The sequence below is a fragment of the Sphingobium yanoikuyae genome, from assembly GCF_034424525.1.
In the GTDB taxonomy this organism is placed as follows: Bacteria; Pseudomonadota; Alphaproteobacteria; order Sphingomonadales; family Sphingomonadaceae; genus Sphingobium; species Sphingobium yanoikuyae.
On record NZ_CP139979.1, the window covers coordinates 3,367,189 to 3,382,910 of the forward strand.

General features: G+C 67.0%; 16 protein-coding genes. 6 read left to right on the top strand and 10 right to left on the bottom strand.

Annotated elements, in window-relative coordinates; genetic code table 11:
- Nucleotides 1-126: 126 nt before the first annotated feature.
- Nucleotides 127-420, bottom strand: coding sequence for a YggT family protein (locus U0025_RS15585; protein ID WP_004208349.1), 294 nt, complete (start codon nucleotides 418-420; stop codon nucleotides 127-129).
- 160 nt (nucleotides 421-580) lie between these two features.
- Here U0025_RS15585 and U0025_RS15590 point away from each other — a divergent pair, with 160 nt between their 5' ends.
- Nucleotides 581-1,102 (top strand): GNAT family N-acetyltransferase, encoded by a 522-nt coding sequence (locus U0025_RS15590; protein ID WP_004208350.1) that lies wholly within the window; start codon nucleotides 581-583, stop codon nucleotides 1,100-1,102.
- Nucleotides 1,103-1,110: 8 nt separating this feature from the next.
- On the opposite strand, the gene argB is transcribed toward U0025_RS15590, so the two are convergent.
- The 7 genes from argB to adh all read right to left on the bottom strand — a co-directional run bounded on the left by argB (nucleotide 1,111) and on the right by adh (nucleotide 9,535).
- A complete protein-coding gene (argB, locus tag U0025_RS15595; protein ID WP_004208351.1) occupies nucleotides 1,111-2,028 on the bottom strand; it encodes an acetylglutamate kinase in 918 nt (305 codons plus the stop codon).
- 25 nt (nucleotides 2,029-2,053) lie between these two features.
- Complete coding sequence (locus tag U0025_RS15600; protein WP_004208352.1) at nucleotides 2,054-2,686, bottom strand: queuosine precursor transporter; 633 nt, start codon at nucleotides 2,684-2,686, stop codon at nucleotides 2,054-2,056.
- A 66-nt stretch (nucleotides 2,687-2,752) separates the two neighbouring features.
- Nucleotides 2,753-5,002, bottom strand: a complete 2,250-nt coding sequence (locus U0025_RS15605; RefSeq protein ID WP_004208353.1) for a hybrid sensor histidine kinase/response regulator — start codon at nucleotides 5,000-5,002, stop codon at nucleotides 2,753-2,755.
- Complete coding sequence (locus U0025_RS15610; RefSeq protein WP_004208354.1) at nucleotides 4,999-6,150, bottom strand: FIST N-terminal domain-containing protein; 1,152 nt, start codon at nucleotides 6,148-6,150, stop codon at nucleotides 4,999-5,001. The genes U0025_RS15605 and U0025_RS15610 overlap by 4 nt, the downstream gene beginning before the upstream one ends.
- Before the next feature lie 42 nt (nucleotides 6,151-6,192).
- Nucleotides 6,193-7,494 carry a DUF3422 domain-containing protein gene (locus tag U0025_RS15615; protein ID WP_004208355.1) on the bottom strand — a complete coding sequence of 434 codons (1,302 nt, stop codon included), beginning with the start codon at nucleotides 7,492-7,494 and terminating at the stop codon, nucleotides 6,193-6,195.
- The gene (locus U0025_RS15620) at nucleotides 7,484-7,876 is read right to left on the bottom strand and encodes a DUF779 domain-containing protein (RefSeq protein ID WP_004208356.1); all 393 of its coding nucleotides are present in this window, start codon (nucleotides 7,874-7,876) and stop codon (nucleotides 7,484-7,486) included. Before U0025_RS15620 ends, U0025_RS15615 begins: the two co-directional genes overlap by 11 nt.
- A 138-nt stretch (nucleotides 7,877-8,014) precedes the next feature.
- Complete coding sequence (gene adh, locus U0025_RS15625; RefSeq protein ID WP_037491722.1) at nucleotides 8,015-9,535, bottom strand: aldehyde dehydrogenase; 1,521 nt, start codon at nucleotides 9,533-9,535, stop codon at nucleotides 8,015-8,017.
- A gap of 208 nt (nucleotides 9,536-9,743) precedes the next feature.
- Here adh and U0025_RS15630 point away from each other — a divergent pair, with 208 nt between their 5' ends.
- The gene (locus U0025_RS15630) at nucleotides 9,744-11,096 is read left to right on the top strand and encodes an FAD/NAD(P)-binding protein (RefSeq protein WP_037490489.1); all 1,353 of its coding nucleotides are present in this window, start codon (nucleotides 9,744-9,746) and stop codon (nucleotides 11,094-11,096) included.
- A 99-nt stretch (nucleotides 11,097-11,195) separates the two neighbouring features.
- On the opposite strand, the gene U0025_RS15635 is transcribed toward U0025_RS15630, so the two are convergent.
- Together U0025_RS15635 and U0025_RS15640 are read right to left on the bottom strand one after the other, a co-directional pair.
- Nucleotides 11,196-12,527, bottom strand: a complete 1,332-nt coding sequence (locus U0025_RS15635; protein ID WP_004208360.1) for a sensor histidine kinase — start codon at nucleotides 12,525-12,527, stop codon at nucleotides 11,196-11,198.
- Complete coding sequence (locus U0025_RS15640; RefSeq protein ID WP_037490491.1) at nucleotides 12,524-13,270, bottom strand: response regulator; 747 nt, start codon at nucleotides 13,268-13,270, stop codon at nucleotides 12,524-12,526. The genes U0025_RS15635 and U0025_RS15640 overlap by 4 nt, the downstream gene beginning before the upstream one ends.
- 198 nt (nucleotides 13,271-13,468) lie before the next feature.
- Between U0025_RS15640 and U0025_RS15645 the strand changes: the two genes are divergently transcribed.
- The 4 genes from U0025_RS15645 to U0025_RS15660 are packed head-to-tail and all read left to right on the top strand — an operon-like array spanning nucleotide 13,469 to nucleotide 15,715.
- Nucleotides 13,469-13,777 carry a high-potential iron-sulfur protein gene (locus tag U0025_RS15645; protein WP_004208362.1) on the top strand — a complete coding sequence of 103 codons (309 nt, stop codon included), beginning with the start codon at nucleotides 13,469-13,471 and terminating at the stop codon, nucleotides 13,775-13,777.
- Nucleotides 13,777-14,433 (top strand): cytochrome b/b6 domain-containing protein, encoded by a 657-nt coding sequence (locus U0025_RS15650; RefSeq protein WP_004208363.1) that lies wholly within the window; start codon nucleotides 13,777-13,779, stop codon nucleotides 14,431-14,433. Before U0025_RS15645 ends, U0025_RS15650 begins: the two co-directional genes overlap by 1 nt.
- A 20-nt stretch (nucleotides 14,434-14,453) precedes the next feature.
- On the top strand, nucleotides 14,454-14,924 hold the full coding sequence (locus U0025_RS15655; protein WP_004208364.1) for a c-type cytochrome: 471 nt from the start codon (nucleotides 14,454-14,456) through the stop codon (nucleotides 14,922-14,924).
- On the top strand, nucleotides 14,924-15,715 hold the full coding sequence (locus tag U0025_RS15660; RefSeq protein ID WP_004208365.1) for a COG4315 family predicted lipoprotein: 792 nt from the start codon (nucleotides 14,924-14,926) through the stop codon (nucleotides 15,713-15,715). Before U0025_RS15655 ends, U0025_RS15660 begins: the two co-directional genes overlap by 1 nt.
- Nucleotides 15,716-15,722 lie beyond the last annotated feature (7 nt).

The window sequence follows — 15,722 nt, forward strand, 5'->3', positions numbered from 1 at the left end:
AGCCGGTACCAGCCCGCTCCCCCGCCCAACCACCCGATCCAGTGTCATCCTGTCGGGTGGTTGGGCGGGGGAGCGGGCTGGTACCGCGCTGAAAAATCGCTCTTTCGCGATTTTTCAAACAGCCGGTCACATCAGGCTGGAGAAGAGCGGCGGCAGGATCGCCTGGCGGATGATGAGAATGCCCAGCAGGACGACCATCGGCGTCAGGTCGAGCGCGCCCAAGTCCGGCATGACCCGGCGGATCGGATTATAGATGGGCGCCGTCATCCGATCGAGCGCGACCATCACGGTGCGCACGAAATCGCTGCCCATGTTGACGACGTTGAAGGCGATCAGCCAGCTCATGACGGCCTGGATGATGATGATCCACCACAGCACGTCGAGCAGGATGACGATGGTCTGATAGAGGGCGTAGGCCATGCGGTCTCCGAAAGAGCGGTTGGCGCTCGCTCTAGCCGAGGCATGGGGCCGGCCACAAGTCGAGACAGTCCCTTATTCCACCAAAGGACGCCATAGTTCTGCAAAAGCCGGTTCGACAGGAAGGGGTAGCGGGACCAGCCTGTCGCGCTATAGCTGGGTCATGGATTTTCGTGACGCCTCCCCCGCCGACGCCCCGCTGATCGCCGCCATGCATGTGGACAGCTGGCGCATCGCCTATGCCCATATCATGGACCCGGCCTATCTGGCGGGCGGGATCGAGGCCGAGCGGCTGGCCACCTGGACGCAGCGGCTCGAACATCCGGCGCCGGGACAGCGCATCATCATCGCCGAACGGGACGGGCAGCCGATGGGCTTCACCTGCATCATCGGCGGGGCCGATGATCGCTGGGGCACGCTGGTCGACAATCTCCACGCCCTGCCTGCCGCGCGCGGCACCGGTCTTGGCACGGCATTGCTGGCGCGCGGGGCGCAATGGGCGATCGAGGGCTGGCCGCAGACCGGCCTGTTCCTGTGGTGCTACAGCGACAATTTGGCCGCGCGCGGCTTCTATGCCTCGCGCGGCGGGGTCGAGGTCGAGGATTGGGACAAGCCCGGCCCGGACGGCCGGACCCTGCCGGAAAAGCGCATCTACTGGGCTGATCCGGCAATCCTGCTCCGATAAATCGGCGCTTATTTGCGGATCAGCGTGCCCGCGCCGCGATCAGTGAAGATTTCCAGCAGCATGGCGTGCGGCACCCGGCCATCGAGGATGACGGCGGCATCGACGCCGCTCTCGACCGCCTTGACGCAGGTTTCCAGCTTCGGGATCATGCCGCCGGTGATGGTGCCGTCGACCTGCAGCGCATGGATCGCCGCCGGATCGAGATCGGTCAGCAATTCCTTGTCCTTGTTGAGCACGCCCGGCACGTCGGTCAGCAGGAAGAAGCGCGACGCCTGAAGCTCGGCGGCGATCGCGCCGGCCATGGTGTCGGCGTTGACATTATAGGTATGGCCGTCGGCGCCGATGCCCACGGGCGCGACCACCGGGATGATGCCGTCCTGGGTCAGCGTGTCGAGGATGCGACGATCGACCGAGACCGGATCGCCGACGAAGCCCAGATCGACATGGCGTTCGATGCCCGAATTGGGATCGGGCGCGCGGCTGTGGCCGACCTTCTCGCACAGGACGAGGCCGCCATCCTTGCCCGAGATGCCGACCGCGCGGCCGCCCGCGCCGCTGATCCAGCCGACGATTTCCTTGTTGATGGAACCGGCCAGCACCATTTCGGCGATCTGGGCGGTTTCCTTGTCGGTGACGCGCAGGCCGTTCACGAACTGCGATTCGACGCCCAGCTTCTTGAGCATCGCGCCGATCTGCGGCCCGCCGCCATGGACGACGACGACATTGATGCCGACCGCCTTCATCAGCACCACGTCCTCGGCGAAGTCGCGTGCAGCCTCCGGATCGCCCATGGCGTGGCCGCCATATTTCACGACGAAGGTCTTGCCCGCATAGCGCTGCATATAGGGCAGCGCCTCGACAAGGGTTTCGGCCTTCGCGAGGAGCGCGGGATCGGGGGCGTAGTTGCTGGTCATGCGCGCGCGCATAAGCCCATATGCGCGCTACGGCAAGTTATCGATCGAGGCGACGGCCCAATGCGACCGCGGCCGAGATGAGCGGCGGCACCAGGATGATCGACAGCAGCACCTTGGTAATCATCTGCCCGACCATCAGGTCCATGATCGGCCGCTCGCCATAGAAGGAGATGGTGATGAACAGCAGGGTGTCGACGATCTGCGACACGACGCTGGCCACCATGCCGCGCAGCCAGACCAGACGGCCCTCGCCCCCGGCCAGTCGCGAGAAGATGAAGACGTTGAGCGTCTGCGACGTGCCATAGGAAATGAGGCCCGCCAGCATCATGCGCGATCCCTGTCCCACGACGATCGGGAAGGCATCGACCGCGGGCGGATACATGCCCGGATCATACGGCAGGGCGATGACGATATGAATGAGCGCGGCCGACACCAGCAGCGGCACGAAGCCCAGCCGCACCAGCGCGGTCGCGGTCTTTTGCCCGTGCAGTTCCGACACGGCGCTGGAAATGATGACCAGCAGCAGGAAGGCGAAGATGCCGGCCTCCACCGCGAGCGGCCCTAGGGCGACCTGTTTCACCCCCAGCACGCCGGCCATGCAGACCATGCCGCCATAAAGGATGGAAAAGACGAAGAGGGAGCGGGTCAGCGGCGCGGGCGATGAAGTCATCGCCAGCCCTTACCGGGATTCGGCCTGCGGGGGAAGATGGCGCGGCACGCCCTGCCCCGTCCCCTTTCAGGCCAGCATGGTGCGCAGCAGCGCGCGCAGCTGGGCGGGCTTTACCGGCTTGTTGAGCAAAGGGATGTTGGCGGCGGCGAGCTGGGTCTTGAGCGGTTCGCCGCGATCGGCCGAGATCATGACGGCGGGGATGCGGACGCCGAAATGATCGTGCAGGCGGGTGATGACCGTGTCGCCGGTTTCCCCGTCCTTGAGATGATAGTCGACCAGGATGATGTCGGGCCGGCGGCCATCGGCGAACAGGGCGGCCGCCTGGTCATAGCCGTCGGCGGTGACGACGCTGCATCCCCAGCCGGTGAGCAGGGTGCGCATGCCCGACTGGATCTGCTTTTCATTGTCGACCACCAGCACCGACAGGTCGCGCATCGACCGGTCGCGGGTCGGCTGGCCGGTATCGCCATCCTCCTCGCGCTGGGGCTGGCCGATGGGCAGGGCGATGGCGAAGGTCGCCCCCTGCCCCGGCTGCGAGCGCAGGCTGATGGGGTGGCCCAGCATGTCGCTGGCGCGCTTGACGATGGCGAGGCCCAGCCCCTTGCCCTGGCTGCGGGTGTCGAGCCGGCGAAATTCCTCGAAGATCAGCGCCTGCTGCTCGGGCGCGATGCCGGGACCACTGTCGGTCACGCTGATTTCCACCCGGTCGTCATGCTGGATGCAGGCGACCGAGACCGTCCCGCGCGGCGTGTAGCGGATGGCGTTGGAGATGAAATTCTGGAGGATGCGGCGCAGCAGGCGCAGGTCGGTTTCGACCCAGAGCGGCTGCGCCTCGATCCGGAAGATCAGGCCAGCCGATCGGGCCATGGGGGCAAATTCGACATTCAGCGTCTGGAGCAGCCGGTCGATGCGGAACGGGCCGATTTCCGGCTGGATCGCACCGGCGTCGAGGCGCGAGATTTCCAACAGCGCCTCCAGCAGATCCTCAACCGAGTCGAGCGCGGTCGAGGTCTGGTTGACCAGCGCGCGGGTCGGCAGCGCCAGCCGCCGGTCCCCCAGCGCCGCGACGAACAGCCGCGCGGCATTGAGCGGCTGGAGCAAGTCATGGCTGGCGGCGGCGAGAAAGCGGGTCTTGGACAGGTTCGCCTTTTCCGCGACGATCTTGGCATCGATCAGCGCCGCCTCGATCGCGCGGCGCTCGGCCACTTCGCCTTCCAGCTTGCGGTTGAGGTCGACCAGTTCGCCGGTGCGTTCCGACACGCGCCGTTCCAGCGTCTCGGCGGTTTCCTGAAGGCTGGCCTGGGCGCGCAGCATGTCGGTGACGTCGGTGAAGCCGAACACCTGGCCGCCATCGGCCATCGCGTTGCTGCGCAATTCGAAATGCCGTTCCCCGGCGGTGCAGAGGCAGACCATCGCCTGCTGGTCCGCGCCGCCACCGCGCCAGTCGAGACAGCCCTGATCGTCCATCGCCAGCGTTTCGCGGCACCAGCGCTGCAATTCGGCATGGCTGCCAAGCGCGCCGGCGAAATTTTCCGGCAAAGCGAGCAACCGGCGCAGCGCGTCGTTCCAGGCGGCCAGCTGTCCACTGCCGTCGAACACGCAGACCCCCTCCGACAGATTGTCGAGCGTGGATTGCAGCACGACGTTGCGTTCGGCCAGTTCGCGGGCACGGGCGCGGGCATCCTCCGCCTTCGCCTCGGTAATGTCGGTATAGATGCCGACGATGCCGCCTTCGCTGGTGCGCAGTTCGTTGATCTGTATCCAGCGGCCATCGGCCAGCCGCTGCACCTGGCCGCCATCGGCGATGCCGTGCTTGGCCAGGCGATCCGACACCCAGCGATCGGGCGCGACCTGTGCCCCGGCCGGCCCCTGACTATGGGCGGCGATGCGGGCGATGTCGTGGAAGGTCAGATTCTGGTCCAGCCGCTCGGCGACCTGCGGCCAGAAGCCGAGATAGGCTTCATTGTAGAGGATCAGCCGGTCTTCGGCATCGAACAGGACGAAGCCTTCGTTGATCGATTCGATCGCATCGCGCAGGCGCACCTGCGCGGCGTCCGCATCGGCATGGGCCTCGGCCAGATCGGCATTGGCCTTGGCGAGGCGGCCCAGCGCATCTTCCAGCTGGAGCGTCCGGTCGCGCACCTTGGCTTCGAGCGAGATGGCGGTTTCGAACATGGAAAAGGCGTTGGCCGACATGTCGGTCGAGCGTTCCACCCGATCCATCAGCGCGCCGTTGATCTTGCGCAGCTTGCGCACCTCCTCGCGCAGGGCATCCAGCTCCGCGTCGGTTTCAAGGGCGGTGCGCAGCTCGCTCATCGGCCGATCGCCAATCCGCTGAAGGTCTGGTTGACGTGCAACGCATGATATTGCTCGCCATAGGTGTTGAAGCCGATGACCCGGTTGCCGGCATAGAGGGCAGAGACATCGCGCGAAATCTGGCGCTGCTCCGCATCGATGCGGTTGAGCACGCAGTCGAAGGCGATGATCCGGTCCACCTCGCCCACGCGGGCGTGCAAGTCGGAGAAGAGCTGGCGCATGCCGGCGATCCGATCCACCGGCTCGCCGATGTTGAGGACGATCCCCTCGTCGATCGCGCAATAGAAGGTCAGGCTGCCGTCCGCATTGGCGCTCTGGATCGAGCGGACATGATATTCGCCGCCGGCCCGGACCATCGGCGGATGCGCCGCGAAAAATTCCATCCCCAGCTCCTCGCCGGCATGGCCGGCCAGGCGCAGATATTCGGCCGCGGCCGGCTCTGCATTGATCTCGGTCACGATGCGTTCGTGCGGGATCGCGCCGGTAATCACCATCTTGGCGGCGCCAGGCTGATAATGCTGCGCCTTGAAGACGTGCATCGGCCGGGTCGAGGAGAGGATCGCGACCACGGCGGCGCGGGCATGGAAGCGGCCGCCATCGAAGATCGCGGTCTGGCGGAAGGCGAGATCGTCGCCGGACGATCCGCCGATCAGCGGAATGTCGCCCAGCGCATCCTGGATCGTCATGGTCAACAATTCCTCCCGGTGCGAGAGGCCGTCGACCAGGAACAGCGCGACATGATTGACCAGCCCGCCCAGCCGGCGGCTGTCCCGTTCCGCCTGCGCCGCCAGCGCGCGCACGATTTCGCGCGCGGCGACCGGATCGAAATTGTCGATGTCGTCGAAACAATGGGAGGTCATGCAGAAATCGGCCGCAGGAAAGCCGATCACGGTCAGGCTGTCATGATCATAGCCCGCATCGGTCAGTTCGCCCGAGCTGGTGCAACCGATCACGGTGGTGCATTCGCTGTGCAGGTTGATCGCCCGCGCCAGGCTGTCCCGGTCATAATGCTGGGAACAGAAGATCACGGCGCCGGCCAGCGGCTCCGTGCCGAGTTGATCCACCAGATCCGCCATCGCCTCGAACGGATCGTCGGCATGGGAGGACGCAAACCCTATCCCTGCCCTTACCCCTGCGCCTGTCGCCATTGTCTCTCCCCATCGCCCATTTTCTTATGCTTTGGGGCATTATCATGTAGCGGGTTCCGCCGGCCTGTCACGCGAAACAAGCCGGCTTCTGGCGCCGTGGATCAGGTGGAAGACCAGCAATGCGACGAATGGCATGGCAAGCCCCAGCAGCAGCGTCGCGGACAGGCGCGGCCAGTGCTTTTCCACGGCCTTGAGCGGATAGGAGAGCAGGCCAAGCGCATAATAGCTGACGGCAACCGTCGACAGCCCCTCAACCAGTTGCTGAAGCTGGAGCTGCATCCGCGCGCTGCGGTCCATCGAGGCGAGCAGGCGGCCATTCTGGTTCTCGATATGGGTTTCGATCCGGGTGCGCAGCAGGGCGGTGAACTGCGCCGCGCGGCCGTTGAGCAGCGCCAGCCGATCGGTCAGCGCCGCGCAGGTGCGCACGGCAGGCCAGAGCCGCCTTTCGGTGAAGTCGGCGAGCGAGCGATGACCGGCGATCGGCACGACATCCAGTTCAGCGAGGCGACTGGCGACGATCCGGCCATAGGCGGCGGTCGCGCTCATCCGATAGGCGCAGCCGCTGTCGATCGACAATATGTCGGCGGACAACTGGATCAGTCGGCCCAGCAGCACATCGTCGCGCACCTCGCCGGCGGCCAGCGCCCGGCCGACCTGCTCCAGCGCCTGTTCCAGCCAGTCGAGATCGGCCCAGGCCGTGCGCGCGGGCGGCAGGCCAAGCAGCGCCAGATTGCGATAATTGCCCAGTTCCTGCAGCCGCTGGACGCAGCGGGCAAGATCGCCGGGCAGCAGGCCGTTGGCGGCCACCACCATCCGGCCATAGCCATCATCATGGATGCGGAAATCGGTCCAGATGCGCGCGCCGCCACCGACATGGCAGGTGACGAGCTGGCCCGCCGGGAAACCGGCACTGGCCACCAGCTCAGCGGCGGCGCCTTCATCCGCGACGATCGCCAGCCGCACGGCGCGGATCACCGCACCCGGCAGATATTCGGCCCAGGCGATCGCGGCACGGGCGTCGGCCGCATCGGGAAAATCCCAGCCGACCGGATCGCTGCCGCCGCGCACCAGGGTGACCGTGCTGGCCTCGCTATGCTGCTCCCAGTGAAGATGGATGTCGGCGCCCAGCCGGGTCTCGCGATGGCGGCTGTCATGCCCTGGACGCAGATCGCCCGGCATGGCGGACACGGCCGCCAGTTCGGCCGTGCGCGCGTCCGCATCGAGCAGGCGGACAAGCTGGATCATCCGTGCCGGGACCGTCAGCGCAGGTTCGCGGCGCAATTGCATCTCGCCCACCACCTGCGGGCGCAGCGCATGTTCGGTGAAGCGCCGCTCAGCCACCACGCGCCGGCTCTCCAGCGGCTTCCAGCAGATCCGCCTCCGCATCGGTGAAGACGCGCGAGCGGACGATGAAGCGCTGCCCCTCCGGGCTTTCGAGCGACATGCCGGCGCCCCGCCCCGGCACCACGTCGATCGTCACCTGGGTATGGCGCCAATATTCGAACTGGGCCGCGCCGATCCACACCGGCACATCGCCCGCGACATGGCCCAGCAGCACATCCTGCGGGCCGACCCGGAACTCGCCGCGCGGGAAGCACATCGGCGCGGAACCGTCGCAGCAGCCGCCCGACTGGTGGAACATCAGCGGGCCATGCTGGTCGGTCAGGCGCGCGATCAGCGCGTCGGCCGCGGGCGTGGCGAGAATGCGGGCAGGACAATCGGCCATCGATCCGATCCTTCAGAACCAAAACCGCCATTGGCAACATTGGCAGAACCAAAGCTGGCGGGCATCCGGGGGAGGATGCCCGCCAAAGGTGCGGAGCGCCGAGAAAGGAGAGAGAAGGGGCGCTCCGCTGTGGATCCGTCAGAAGAAGCCCAGCGCCTTGGGGCTGTAGCTGACCAGCAGATTCTTGGTCTGCTGATAATGGTCGAGCATCATCTTGTGATTTTCGCGGCCGATGCCCGACTGCTTGTAACCACCGAAGGCCGCATGGGCCGGATAGGCGTGGTAGCAGTTGGTCCAGACGCGACCGGCCTGGATGCCCCGACCCATGCGATAGGCACGGGCGCCGTCGCGGGTCCACACGCCCGCGCCCAGGCCGTAGAGCGTGTCATTGGCGATGGCGAGCGCCTCCGCCTCGTCCTTGAAGGTGGTGACGGCCAGCACCGGGCCGAAAATCTCCTCCTGGAAAATGCGCATCTTGTTATGGCCCTTGAGCACGGTGGGCGTCACATAGAAGCCATCGGCCAGTTCGCCGTCATGGGTGGCGCGATCGCCGCCGGTCAGCACTTGTGCGCCCTCTTCCTTGCCGATCGCGATGTAGGAGAGGATCTTTTCGAGCTGGTCGTTCGACGCCTGGGCGCCGATCATCGTCGAGGGATCGAGCGGGCTGCCCTGCTTGATCGCCTTCACCCGCGCGATCGCCCGTTCGATGAACTTCTCGTAGATCGATTCCTGGATCAGCGCACGGCTGGGGCAGGTGCAGACCTCGCCCTGGTTGAGGGCGAACATGGCGAAGCCTTCGAGGCATTTGTCGAAATAATCATCGTCCGCATCCATCACATCCTCGAAGAAGATGTTGGGCGACTTGCCGCCCAGTTCCAGCGTGACGGGGATCAGGTTTTCCGACGCATATTGCATGATCAGCCGGCCGGTCGTGGTCTCGCCGGTGAAGGCGATCTTGGCTATCCGCTTGTTCGACGCCAGCGGCTTGCCCGCTTCCACGCCGAAACCGTTGACGATGTTGAGCACGCCCGGTGGCAGCAGGTCGCCGATGATCTCGGCCAGCACCAGCACCGACATCGGCGTCTGCTCGGCAGGCTTGAGCACGATGCAGTTGCCGGCGGCGAGCGCGGGCGCCAGCTTCCACACCGCCATCAGGATCGGGAAGTTCCAGGGGATGATCTGGCCGACGACACCCAGCGGCTCGTGGAAATGATAGGCGATGGTGTCATGGTCGATCTCGCTGATCGATCCTTCCTGGGCGCGGGCGCAGCCGGCGAAATAGCGGAAATGATCGATGGCGAGTGGAATGTCGGCATGGGTGGTCTCGCGGATCGGCTTGCCATTGTCGATCGTCTCGGCGAGCGCGATGAGGTCGAGATTGGCCTCCATGCGATCGGCCATCTTGAGCAGGATGTTGGACCGCTGCGTCGACGACATCTTGCCCCAGGCGTCCTTGGCGGCATGGGCGGCGTCGAGCGCGGCCTCGATATCCTCCGCCGTGCCGCGCGCGACCTGGCACACGACCTGGCCGGTGACCGGCGAGATATTGTCGAAATACTGGCCCTTGGCCGGTGCCGTCCACTGGCCGCCGATATAATTGTCGTAGCGGTCGCGGATCAGGGTCTGGCCGGCGAATTTATCCAGCGCCTGTTGCAGCATCATCTTGTCTCCTGGGTCGATTTTGTGATCGTCTTTCAGCCTTCAGAAGATGGCAAAGCAGGCCGCCGGTGCAATTGGACCTTCGGTCGGATCGCTCCGTCTGCGGGACGAGGCGGGCATGAAGCGCGACCTGTGCCGCCCCCTCGACAGCGACCCGACGGGCTGCTCTATCTGGCAGGCCCCTTCCCTGCCCGGAGAGATTTCCCCCATGTTCCAAGTTTCCCACCTGGTCATCGTCGGTGGCGGGTTCAGCGGCACGCTGCTGGCGATCAACCTGCTGCGCTACGGGACGATGCGGGTGACATTGGTCGAGCGGCGGCCCGAACGGCTGGGCAAGGGCGTCGCGTTCGGCAGCGCCCTGCCCGACCATATCCTGAACGTCCGCGCCGGCAACATGAGCGCTTTTCCCGACCAGCCGGGCCATTTCGCGCAATGGCTGGCGGAGACGAGTGGCGGGTCGGACGCCAGCTTCGCGACGCGGGCGACCTATGGCCGCTATCTTTCCGCGCTGCTGGACAAGACCCGCGCCGAGGCGGGCGACCGGCTGGACGTGATCGATGACGCGGCGGTCGACATCCGCATGACCGGCGATGGCTGTGTCGTCAAACTGGCGTCGGGCAAGATGCTGGCGGCCGACGCGGTGGCGCTGGCGCCGGGCAATCTGCCGCCGCATGACCTGCCGCCATTCCGGGACAAGGCGCCGCCGCTCTATGTGTCCGAACCCTGGGGCGCGGACATTGCCGAGGGGCTGACGCCGAGCGACAAGATATTGCTGCTGGGCACGGGCCTGACCGCGGTGGATTGCGCGCAGACGCTGGACAGCGCGGGCTTTCGCGGATCGATCTTGGCGCTGTCGCGGCGCGGGCTGGTGCCGCACAGCCATGCGCCGGCCACGCCCTTCCCTGCCCTGCGCGAACGGCCGGCCGCCCATTGCGCCGGGCTGGTCCGCACCATCCGCCAGCGGGCCGAGGCGGTCGGATGGCGCCGCGCGGTCGACGAACTGCGCCCCTTCACCCAGGATATATGGCGGGCGGCCTCCCCGGTCGAACGGGCGCGCTTCCTGCGCCATGCCCGGCCCTATTGGGACGTGCATCGCCACCGCATCGCGCCGCAGGTGGCCGAACGGATCGCTGCGATGCAGGCAAGCGGGCGGCTGCGGATCGCGGCGGGCCGGATCATCGGCGCGCGGGACGCCGACCAGGGACTGATCGTGCAATGGCGGCCGCGCGGCGGCGAACAGGCGCAGGAAATCCGGGTGGCGCGGGTGGTCAACTGCACCGGGCCGCTGGCCGACCTTGGCCGGGCCGACGATGTGCTGCTGCGCCGGCTGGCGGATCGCGGCGCGATCCGGCCCGATGCGCTGGCGATCGGCATCGACACCAACCGGCAGGGCCATGCCATCGCACGCGACGGCAGCGCGCAGGAGCGGCTGCTGGTGGTCGGGCCGATGACGCGCGGCGCCCATTGGGAGATCGTCGCCGTGCCCGATATCCGCCGCCATAGCTGGGACATGGCGCGCGCGCTGACCGGCGCGCAATGGGTGGAGGCGGAAGGGCTTTAGAGCAAATTCCGATCCGACTGCGTCAGATCGGTTGCTCTAAGTTTTTGGTTTAACGCGTTTTCCGAGGCATCAGGTAATTCCACCTGATTAGAAAACGCTCTAAACCGGCAGCTCGACCTGCGCGCGCAGCCCGCCATCGGGGGTGCGCGCCAGCGACACCCGGCCCTGATGCGCCTGCGCCGCCGATTGGACGATCGACAGCCCCAGACCCACGCCGCCGGTGCTGCGGTTGCGGGAGGGTTCGCCGCGATAGAAGGGCTCGAAGGCGCGGGCGATATCGGCCTGCTCCATGCCCGGCCCGTCATCCTCGATCGTGACGATCGCCCGCCCCTCGTCGCGCATCACCCGCACCCGCGCGCGGTCGCCATATTTGATCGCATTGTCGATCAGGTTGGTGAACAGCCGCTTGAGCAGGATCATGTCACCCGCGATGATGACAGGCTCCGCGCCCGTCAGGGTCACGTCGCGGCCCATGTCGGCGAAATCGTCGACCAGCCCCTCGACCAGCAGGCCAAGGTCGAGCGGTTCCTTGAGGCGGGGGCGATTTTCATTGTCGACGAAATCCAGCGTCGTGCCGATCAGCGCCTCCATCTGGCGGATTTCCTCCTCGGCTGCGATCCGCACCGGCGCGGGCGCGGCGGTGAGGTGGAAATGGAGGCGCGACAGCGGCGTGCGTAGATCATGGGCGATCGCGCCGACGACCGAGGTGCGTTCGCGCACATAGCGGGCGATGCGCGCCTGCATTTCGTTGATCGATTGCGCCGCCAGCCGGATCTCGCTCGGCCCGTCGAGCGGGATCGGCTGTTCCTCCTGCCCTGCCCCCATCCGCTCGGCCGAGGCCGCGAAGGCGCGGATCGGGCGGGTCAGCCGCGCGCTGAACCAGAGGCTGAGCGGCACCACCAGCAGGATGCCGACGAGGAAGGCATATTGGCCGAGCAGCCGCCAGAGCGACCGCCCGCCCCGCGCTTCCCGCGTGATCATCCGCCACTGACCGTCGGGCTGGCGGATCGCGGCGGTGAAGGTGCCCAGGATGAAGGGATCAGCAACGCCATCGGGGCCGTAGAGCTGCATCTCCTCGACGAACTGCCCGATCCGCTCGCGATCGCCGGGGTCGAGGCGGATGCGCACATCGGCGGCTGGCAGGGCAAGGCGCCGGGCCAGCAGCGCGGCGATCAGCCGATCGGCCGGGTCGGTCGATGCCGGCGGCGCGGCCGCCTGGCGCACCTCATGCACCACCGGCTCGTCGCGCAGCAGGGGCTGGCCATGGACGATGCGGGCAATCTCATAGACCGACAGCGGCACCCGTTCGGGCGGAATGAAATAGAGCAGCAAGGTGAGGCTGAAGGCGGTCAGCGTCAGGATCACGACCAGGGCCAGCGCCAGCAGATGGGCGTGGATCGAATTGGCCCAGCGCAGGAAGCCCGCCTTCATCCGCGCTGCACCGGCGCCTGGAAGATATAGCCTTCGGACCGGACGGTGTGGATCAGCTCACCGCGCGCGCGGGTGCCGAGCTTGCGGCGCAAGCGGCTGACCTGGGTGTCTATCGCCCGGTCGAACACATCGGCATCCTCGCCGCGCGCCAGTTCGACCAGCGCGTCGCGGTTCAATATCTGCTGGGGATGCTCGATGAAGGCGAGCAGCAGGGCGAACTCCCCCTCCGACAGGCTGATGATGATGCCGGCCGGATCGCGCAGCACCCGGCGCACCGGATCGAGCTGCCACCCTTCGAAATGATAATGGGCCAGCACCGGCTGGCGGGTGTCGGCGACCGGGCGACGGCGGCGCTGCAGCGCACGGATGCGGGCGAGCAGTTCGCGCGGCGACAGCGGCTTGGGCAGATAGTCGTCGGCGCCCATTTCCAGGCCGGTGATCCGGTCCCCTTCCGTCCCCAGCGCCGACACCATGATGATGCCGGCATCCTGCTGCCCCGCGAGCGAGCGGGCGATCGACAGCCCGTCCTCGCCCGGCATCATGACGTCAAGGACGATGATATCGACCGGCTGATGGGCAAGGATGGCGCGCATCGCCGGGCCATCGGCCGCTTCGCTGACGACATAGCCTTCCTGCATCAGGAAGGCGCGGACCAGCGCGCGCAGCGACGGATCGTCATCGACGATCAGGATATGCGTGTCGCCCGGCGCGCTGTCGCCTGTCAGCTTCGCTGTCACCCTCATCCCTCCTCTTCCCATTCCGCCCCTTCTAGCCGCCGGCCCGCGCCGGATTTTGTCAGGCCCGACACAAAGGACGGAATAAGCGCCTGCATTCTGCGCCGATTTTGTCGGCGCTGACAAATTAATCCGCCGCCCCCCTGCTAGAAGGATCGCACAAGAGGACCGGAGCAACCGGGCCGGCAGGGAAGAGGAGTGGGCCGCATGGCGGCAAGCCATCATCATGTCCGTCACTGGAGCCGTCGATCGGCATTGGGCCTGATCGCCTGCGTGCCGCTGGGGCTGGCGAGCATGGCCAATGCCGCCGAGTGCATCGATCCGGCCAGCCTGTCCGCCGCGCAGAAGAGCATGCGCAAGTCGCTGGGCTTTCGCACGTCGAGCGATGCGACCAAGCGCTGCGGCCTGTGCGCCTTCTTCACCGCCGCCCAGCCGGGCTGCGGCAAATGCGCGCTGCTGAGCGGCGGCATCGTGCCGGCCGAAGGCGTGTGCGACAGCTGGGCGAAGAAGAGCTGATGGAGAACCCCGCGCGCCAATATGTCTGGGATTTGCCCATCCGCCTGTTTCACTGGGCGCTGGTCGGCCTGATCGGCTTTTCCTGGTGGAGCGCGGAAACCTATCACATGGACTGGCATCGCCTGTCAGGTCAGGCCGTGCTGTTCCTGATCGTTTTTCGCCTGATCTGGGGCCTGATCGGGTCCGGGCCAGCGCACTTTGCCCAGTTCCTGCGCGGGCCGCGGGCGATCTTCGCCTATCTGACCGGCCGCGCGCCTGCGACGCCGGGCCATAATCCGCTGGGCGGCTGGAGCGTGGTGGCGATGCTGCTGGCGCTGTCGGTCCAAGTCGGCACCGGCCTGTTCGCGGTCGATATCGACGGCATCGAATCCGGGCCGCTGTCGCATCTGGTCGATTTCGATCAGGGCCGGCTCGCCTCCGACATCCACGGCATCAGCTTCACCATCCTGCAGGTGCTGATCGGCCTGCATGTCCTGGCGGTGCTGTTCTACCTGCTGGTGCGGCGGCGCAACCTGATCGGACCGATGGTCAGCGGCCGGGCGAAAGTGAGCGGCGAGCCGGTGGCGGTGCGGCGCGCGTCGCCTGTCGCCTTCGCTGTCGCCATCCTGCTGGCGGGCACGCTCGCCTGGTGGGTCTTTGCCGATCCGATGCTGTGACAGACATGAAAGGGACGAGGATGAGGATACACGATACAGCCCGGATGAAGCGGCCGGCCGCCATGCTGGCACTGCTCTGCGCGGCGCCGCTGGCGGCGGCGCCCGGCGATATCGTCGCCACCCGGATCGCGGGTTTCCGCGAGGTCGGCGCGGCGTTCAAGAATATCAATGACGAGCTGAAATCGGCCACGCCGCAAACCTATGTGATACAGATTTCGGCGCGGCAGATCCGCGATTATGCCCGCCAGCAGCAGGGCTGGTTCCCGGCCGGCAGCGGCCCGAAACCGGGCGTCAAGACGGCGGCCAAGCCGGAAATCTGGAGCCAGCCGGCCGCATTCAAGGCGGCGCAGGACGGCTTCACCGCGCAGGCCAGCAGCTTCGCCACCGTGGCGGCGAGCGGCGACGTGGCGAAGATGCGCGCCGCGGCCAAGACGCTGGGGCAAAGCTGTGGCACCTGCCACCGCAGCTTCCGCGTCGAGGAGAAGCGCTGATGTGGCGCCGGGCGGCCGCGATCCTGTGGCTGGCGCAGCCCGAAGCGCTCTGGGCGCAGGCCGCCGACCTGCCGCCCGAGGCCGCAAGCGGCGAGCCGCTGCCGGCCGGTGTCAGCATCCGCAAGGTCGGTGCGCAGAGCGTCTATGTCGATGCCCATGGCCGCACCCTCTATGGCATGGATATGCGCGCCGTGACCGGGCGGACCGGGCACCAGCCGCTCTGGTGTTCGGGTGATTGCCTGACGCGATGGACGCCGCTGGCCGCGCCGGCCAAGGCGGAGATCATGCCCGCACCGCCCGAGTTCGGCGGCGATCGCAAGGCGCCCCGGCTGAAGCAGGATGGCCCCGACTGGATCGTGATGCAGGGACCGAGCGGGCCGCAATGGGTCTATAAGCGGGTCAATCTGGTCTTCACCCGTGCCGGCGAGCGGCCCGGCACGATCGGGCATGAGGGCGAGGACGCTCTGGTCTGGAACAGCCTCAAATATGTGCCGGCCGCGCCCAAGATCGACGCGCCGGCCGATGTGACGGCGCGGCTGGTGGACGGGCGCTATCTGCTGGTCGATGGCCAGGGCAATTTGCTGGTAACGCATAAAGGCAAGGCCTGTGGCACGGCCTGCGCCGACTGGCGCGTCTTCCCGGCGGGCATGGCGCGACGGGGCATGGGCGCCTGGACCGTGCGGCCCGATGGCGACCGCGCCCAATGGGCCTATCGCGACCGGCCGGTCTTCACCATCGCGGGCGACGACCCGGCGGACATTCCCGCCGAGGCCGAACCGCTGATCCCATGACATTTCG

What these genes read in the sequence shown, in the direction of transcription:
- U0025_RS15590 (WP_004208350.1), top strand. Translation starts at nt 581, where the DNA reads ATGGATTTTCGTGACGCCTCCCCCGCCGACGCCCCGCTGATCGCCGCC.
- U0025_RS15630 (WP_037490489.1), top strand. Translation starts at nt 9,744, where the DNA reads ATGTTCCAAGTTTCCCACCTGGTCATCGTCGGTGGCGGGTTCAGCGGC.
- U0025_RS15645 (WP_004208362.1), top strand. Translation starts at nt 13,469, where the DNA reads ATGGCGGCAAGCCATCATCATGTCCGTCACTGGAGCCGTCGATCGGCA.
- U0025_RS15635 (WP_004208360.1), bottom strand. Translation starts at nt 12,527, where the DNA reads ATGAAGGCGGGCTTCCTGCGCTGGGCCAATTCGATCCACGCCCATCTG.
- U0025_RS15605 (WP_004208353.1), bottom strand. Translation starts at nt 5,002, where the DNA reads ATGAGCGAGCTGCGCACCGCCCTTGAAACCGACGCGGAGCTGGATGCC.
- U0025_RS15600 (WP_004208352.1), bottom strand. Translation starts at nt 2,686, where the DNA reads ATGACTTCATCGCCCGCGCCGCTGACCCGCTCCCTCTTCGTCTTTTCC.
- U0025_RS15620 (WP_004208356.1), bottom strand. Translation starts at nt 7,876, where the DNA reads ATGGCCGATTGTCCTGCCCGCATTCTCGCCACGCCCGCGGCCGACGCG.
- U0025_RS15585 (WP_004208349.1), bottom strand. Translation starts at nt 420, where the DNA reads ATGGCCTACGCCCTCTATCAGACCATCGTCATCCTGCTCGACGTGCTG.
- U0025_RS15655 (WP_004208364.1), top strand. Translation starts at nt 14,454, where the DNA reads ATGAGGATACACGATACAGCCCGGATGAAGCGGCCGGCCGCCATGCTG.
- U0025_RS15640 (WP_037490491.1), bottom strand. Translation starts at nt 13,270, where the DNA reads ATGAGGGTGACAGCGAAGCTGACAGGCGACAGCGCGCCGGGCGACACG.
- adh (WP_037491722.1), bottom strand. Translation starts at nt 9,535, where the DNA reads ATGCTGCAACAGGCGCTGGATAAATTCGCCGGCCAGACCCTGATCCGC.
- U0025_RS15610 (WP_004208354.1), bottom strand. Translation starts at nt 6,150, where the DNA reads ATGGCGACAGGCGCAGGGGTAAGGGCAGGGATAGGGTTTGCGTCCTCC.
- U0025_RS15650 (WP_004208363.1), top strand. Translation starts at nt 13,777, where the DNA reads ATGGAGAACCCCGCGCGCCAATATGTCTGGGATTTGCCCATCCGCCTG.
- U0025_RS15660 (WP_004208365.1), top strand. Translation starts at nt 14,924, where the DNA reads ATGTGGCGCCGGGCGGCCGCGATCCTGTGGCTGGCGCAGCCCGAAGCG.
- argB (WP_004208351.1), bottom strand. Translation starts at nt 2,028, where the DNA reads ATGCGCGCGCGCATGACCAGCAACTACGCCCCCGATCCCGCGCTCCTC.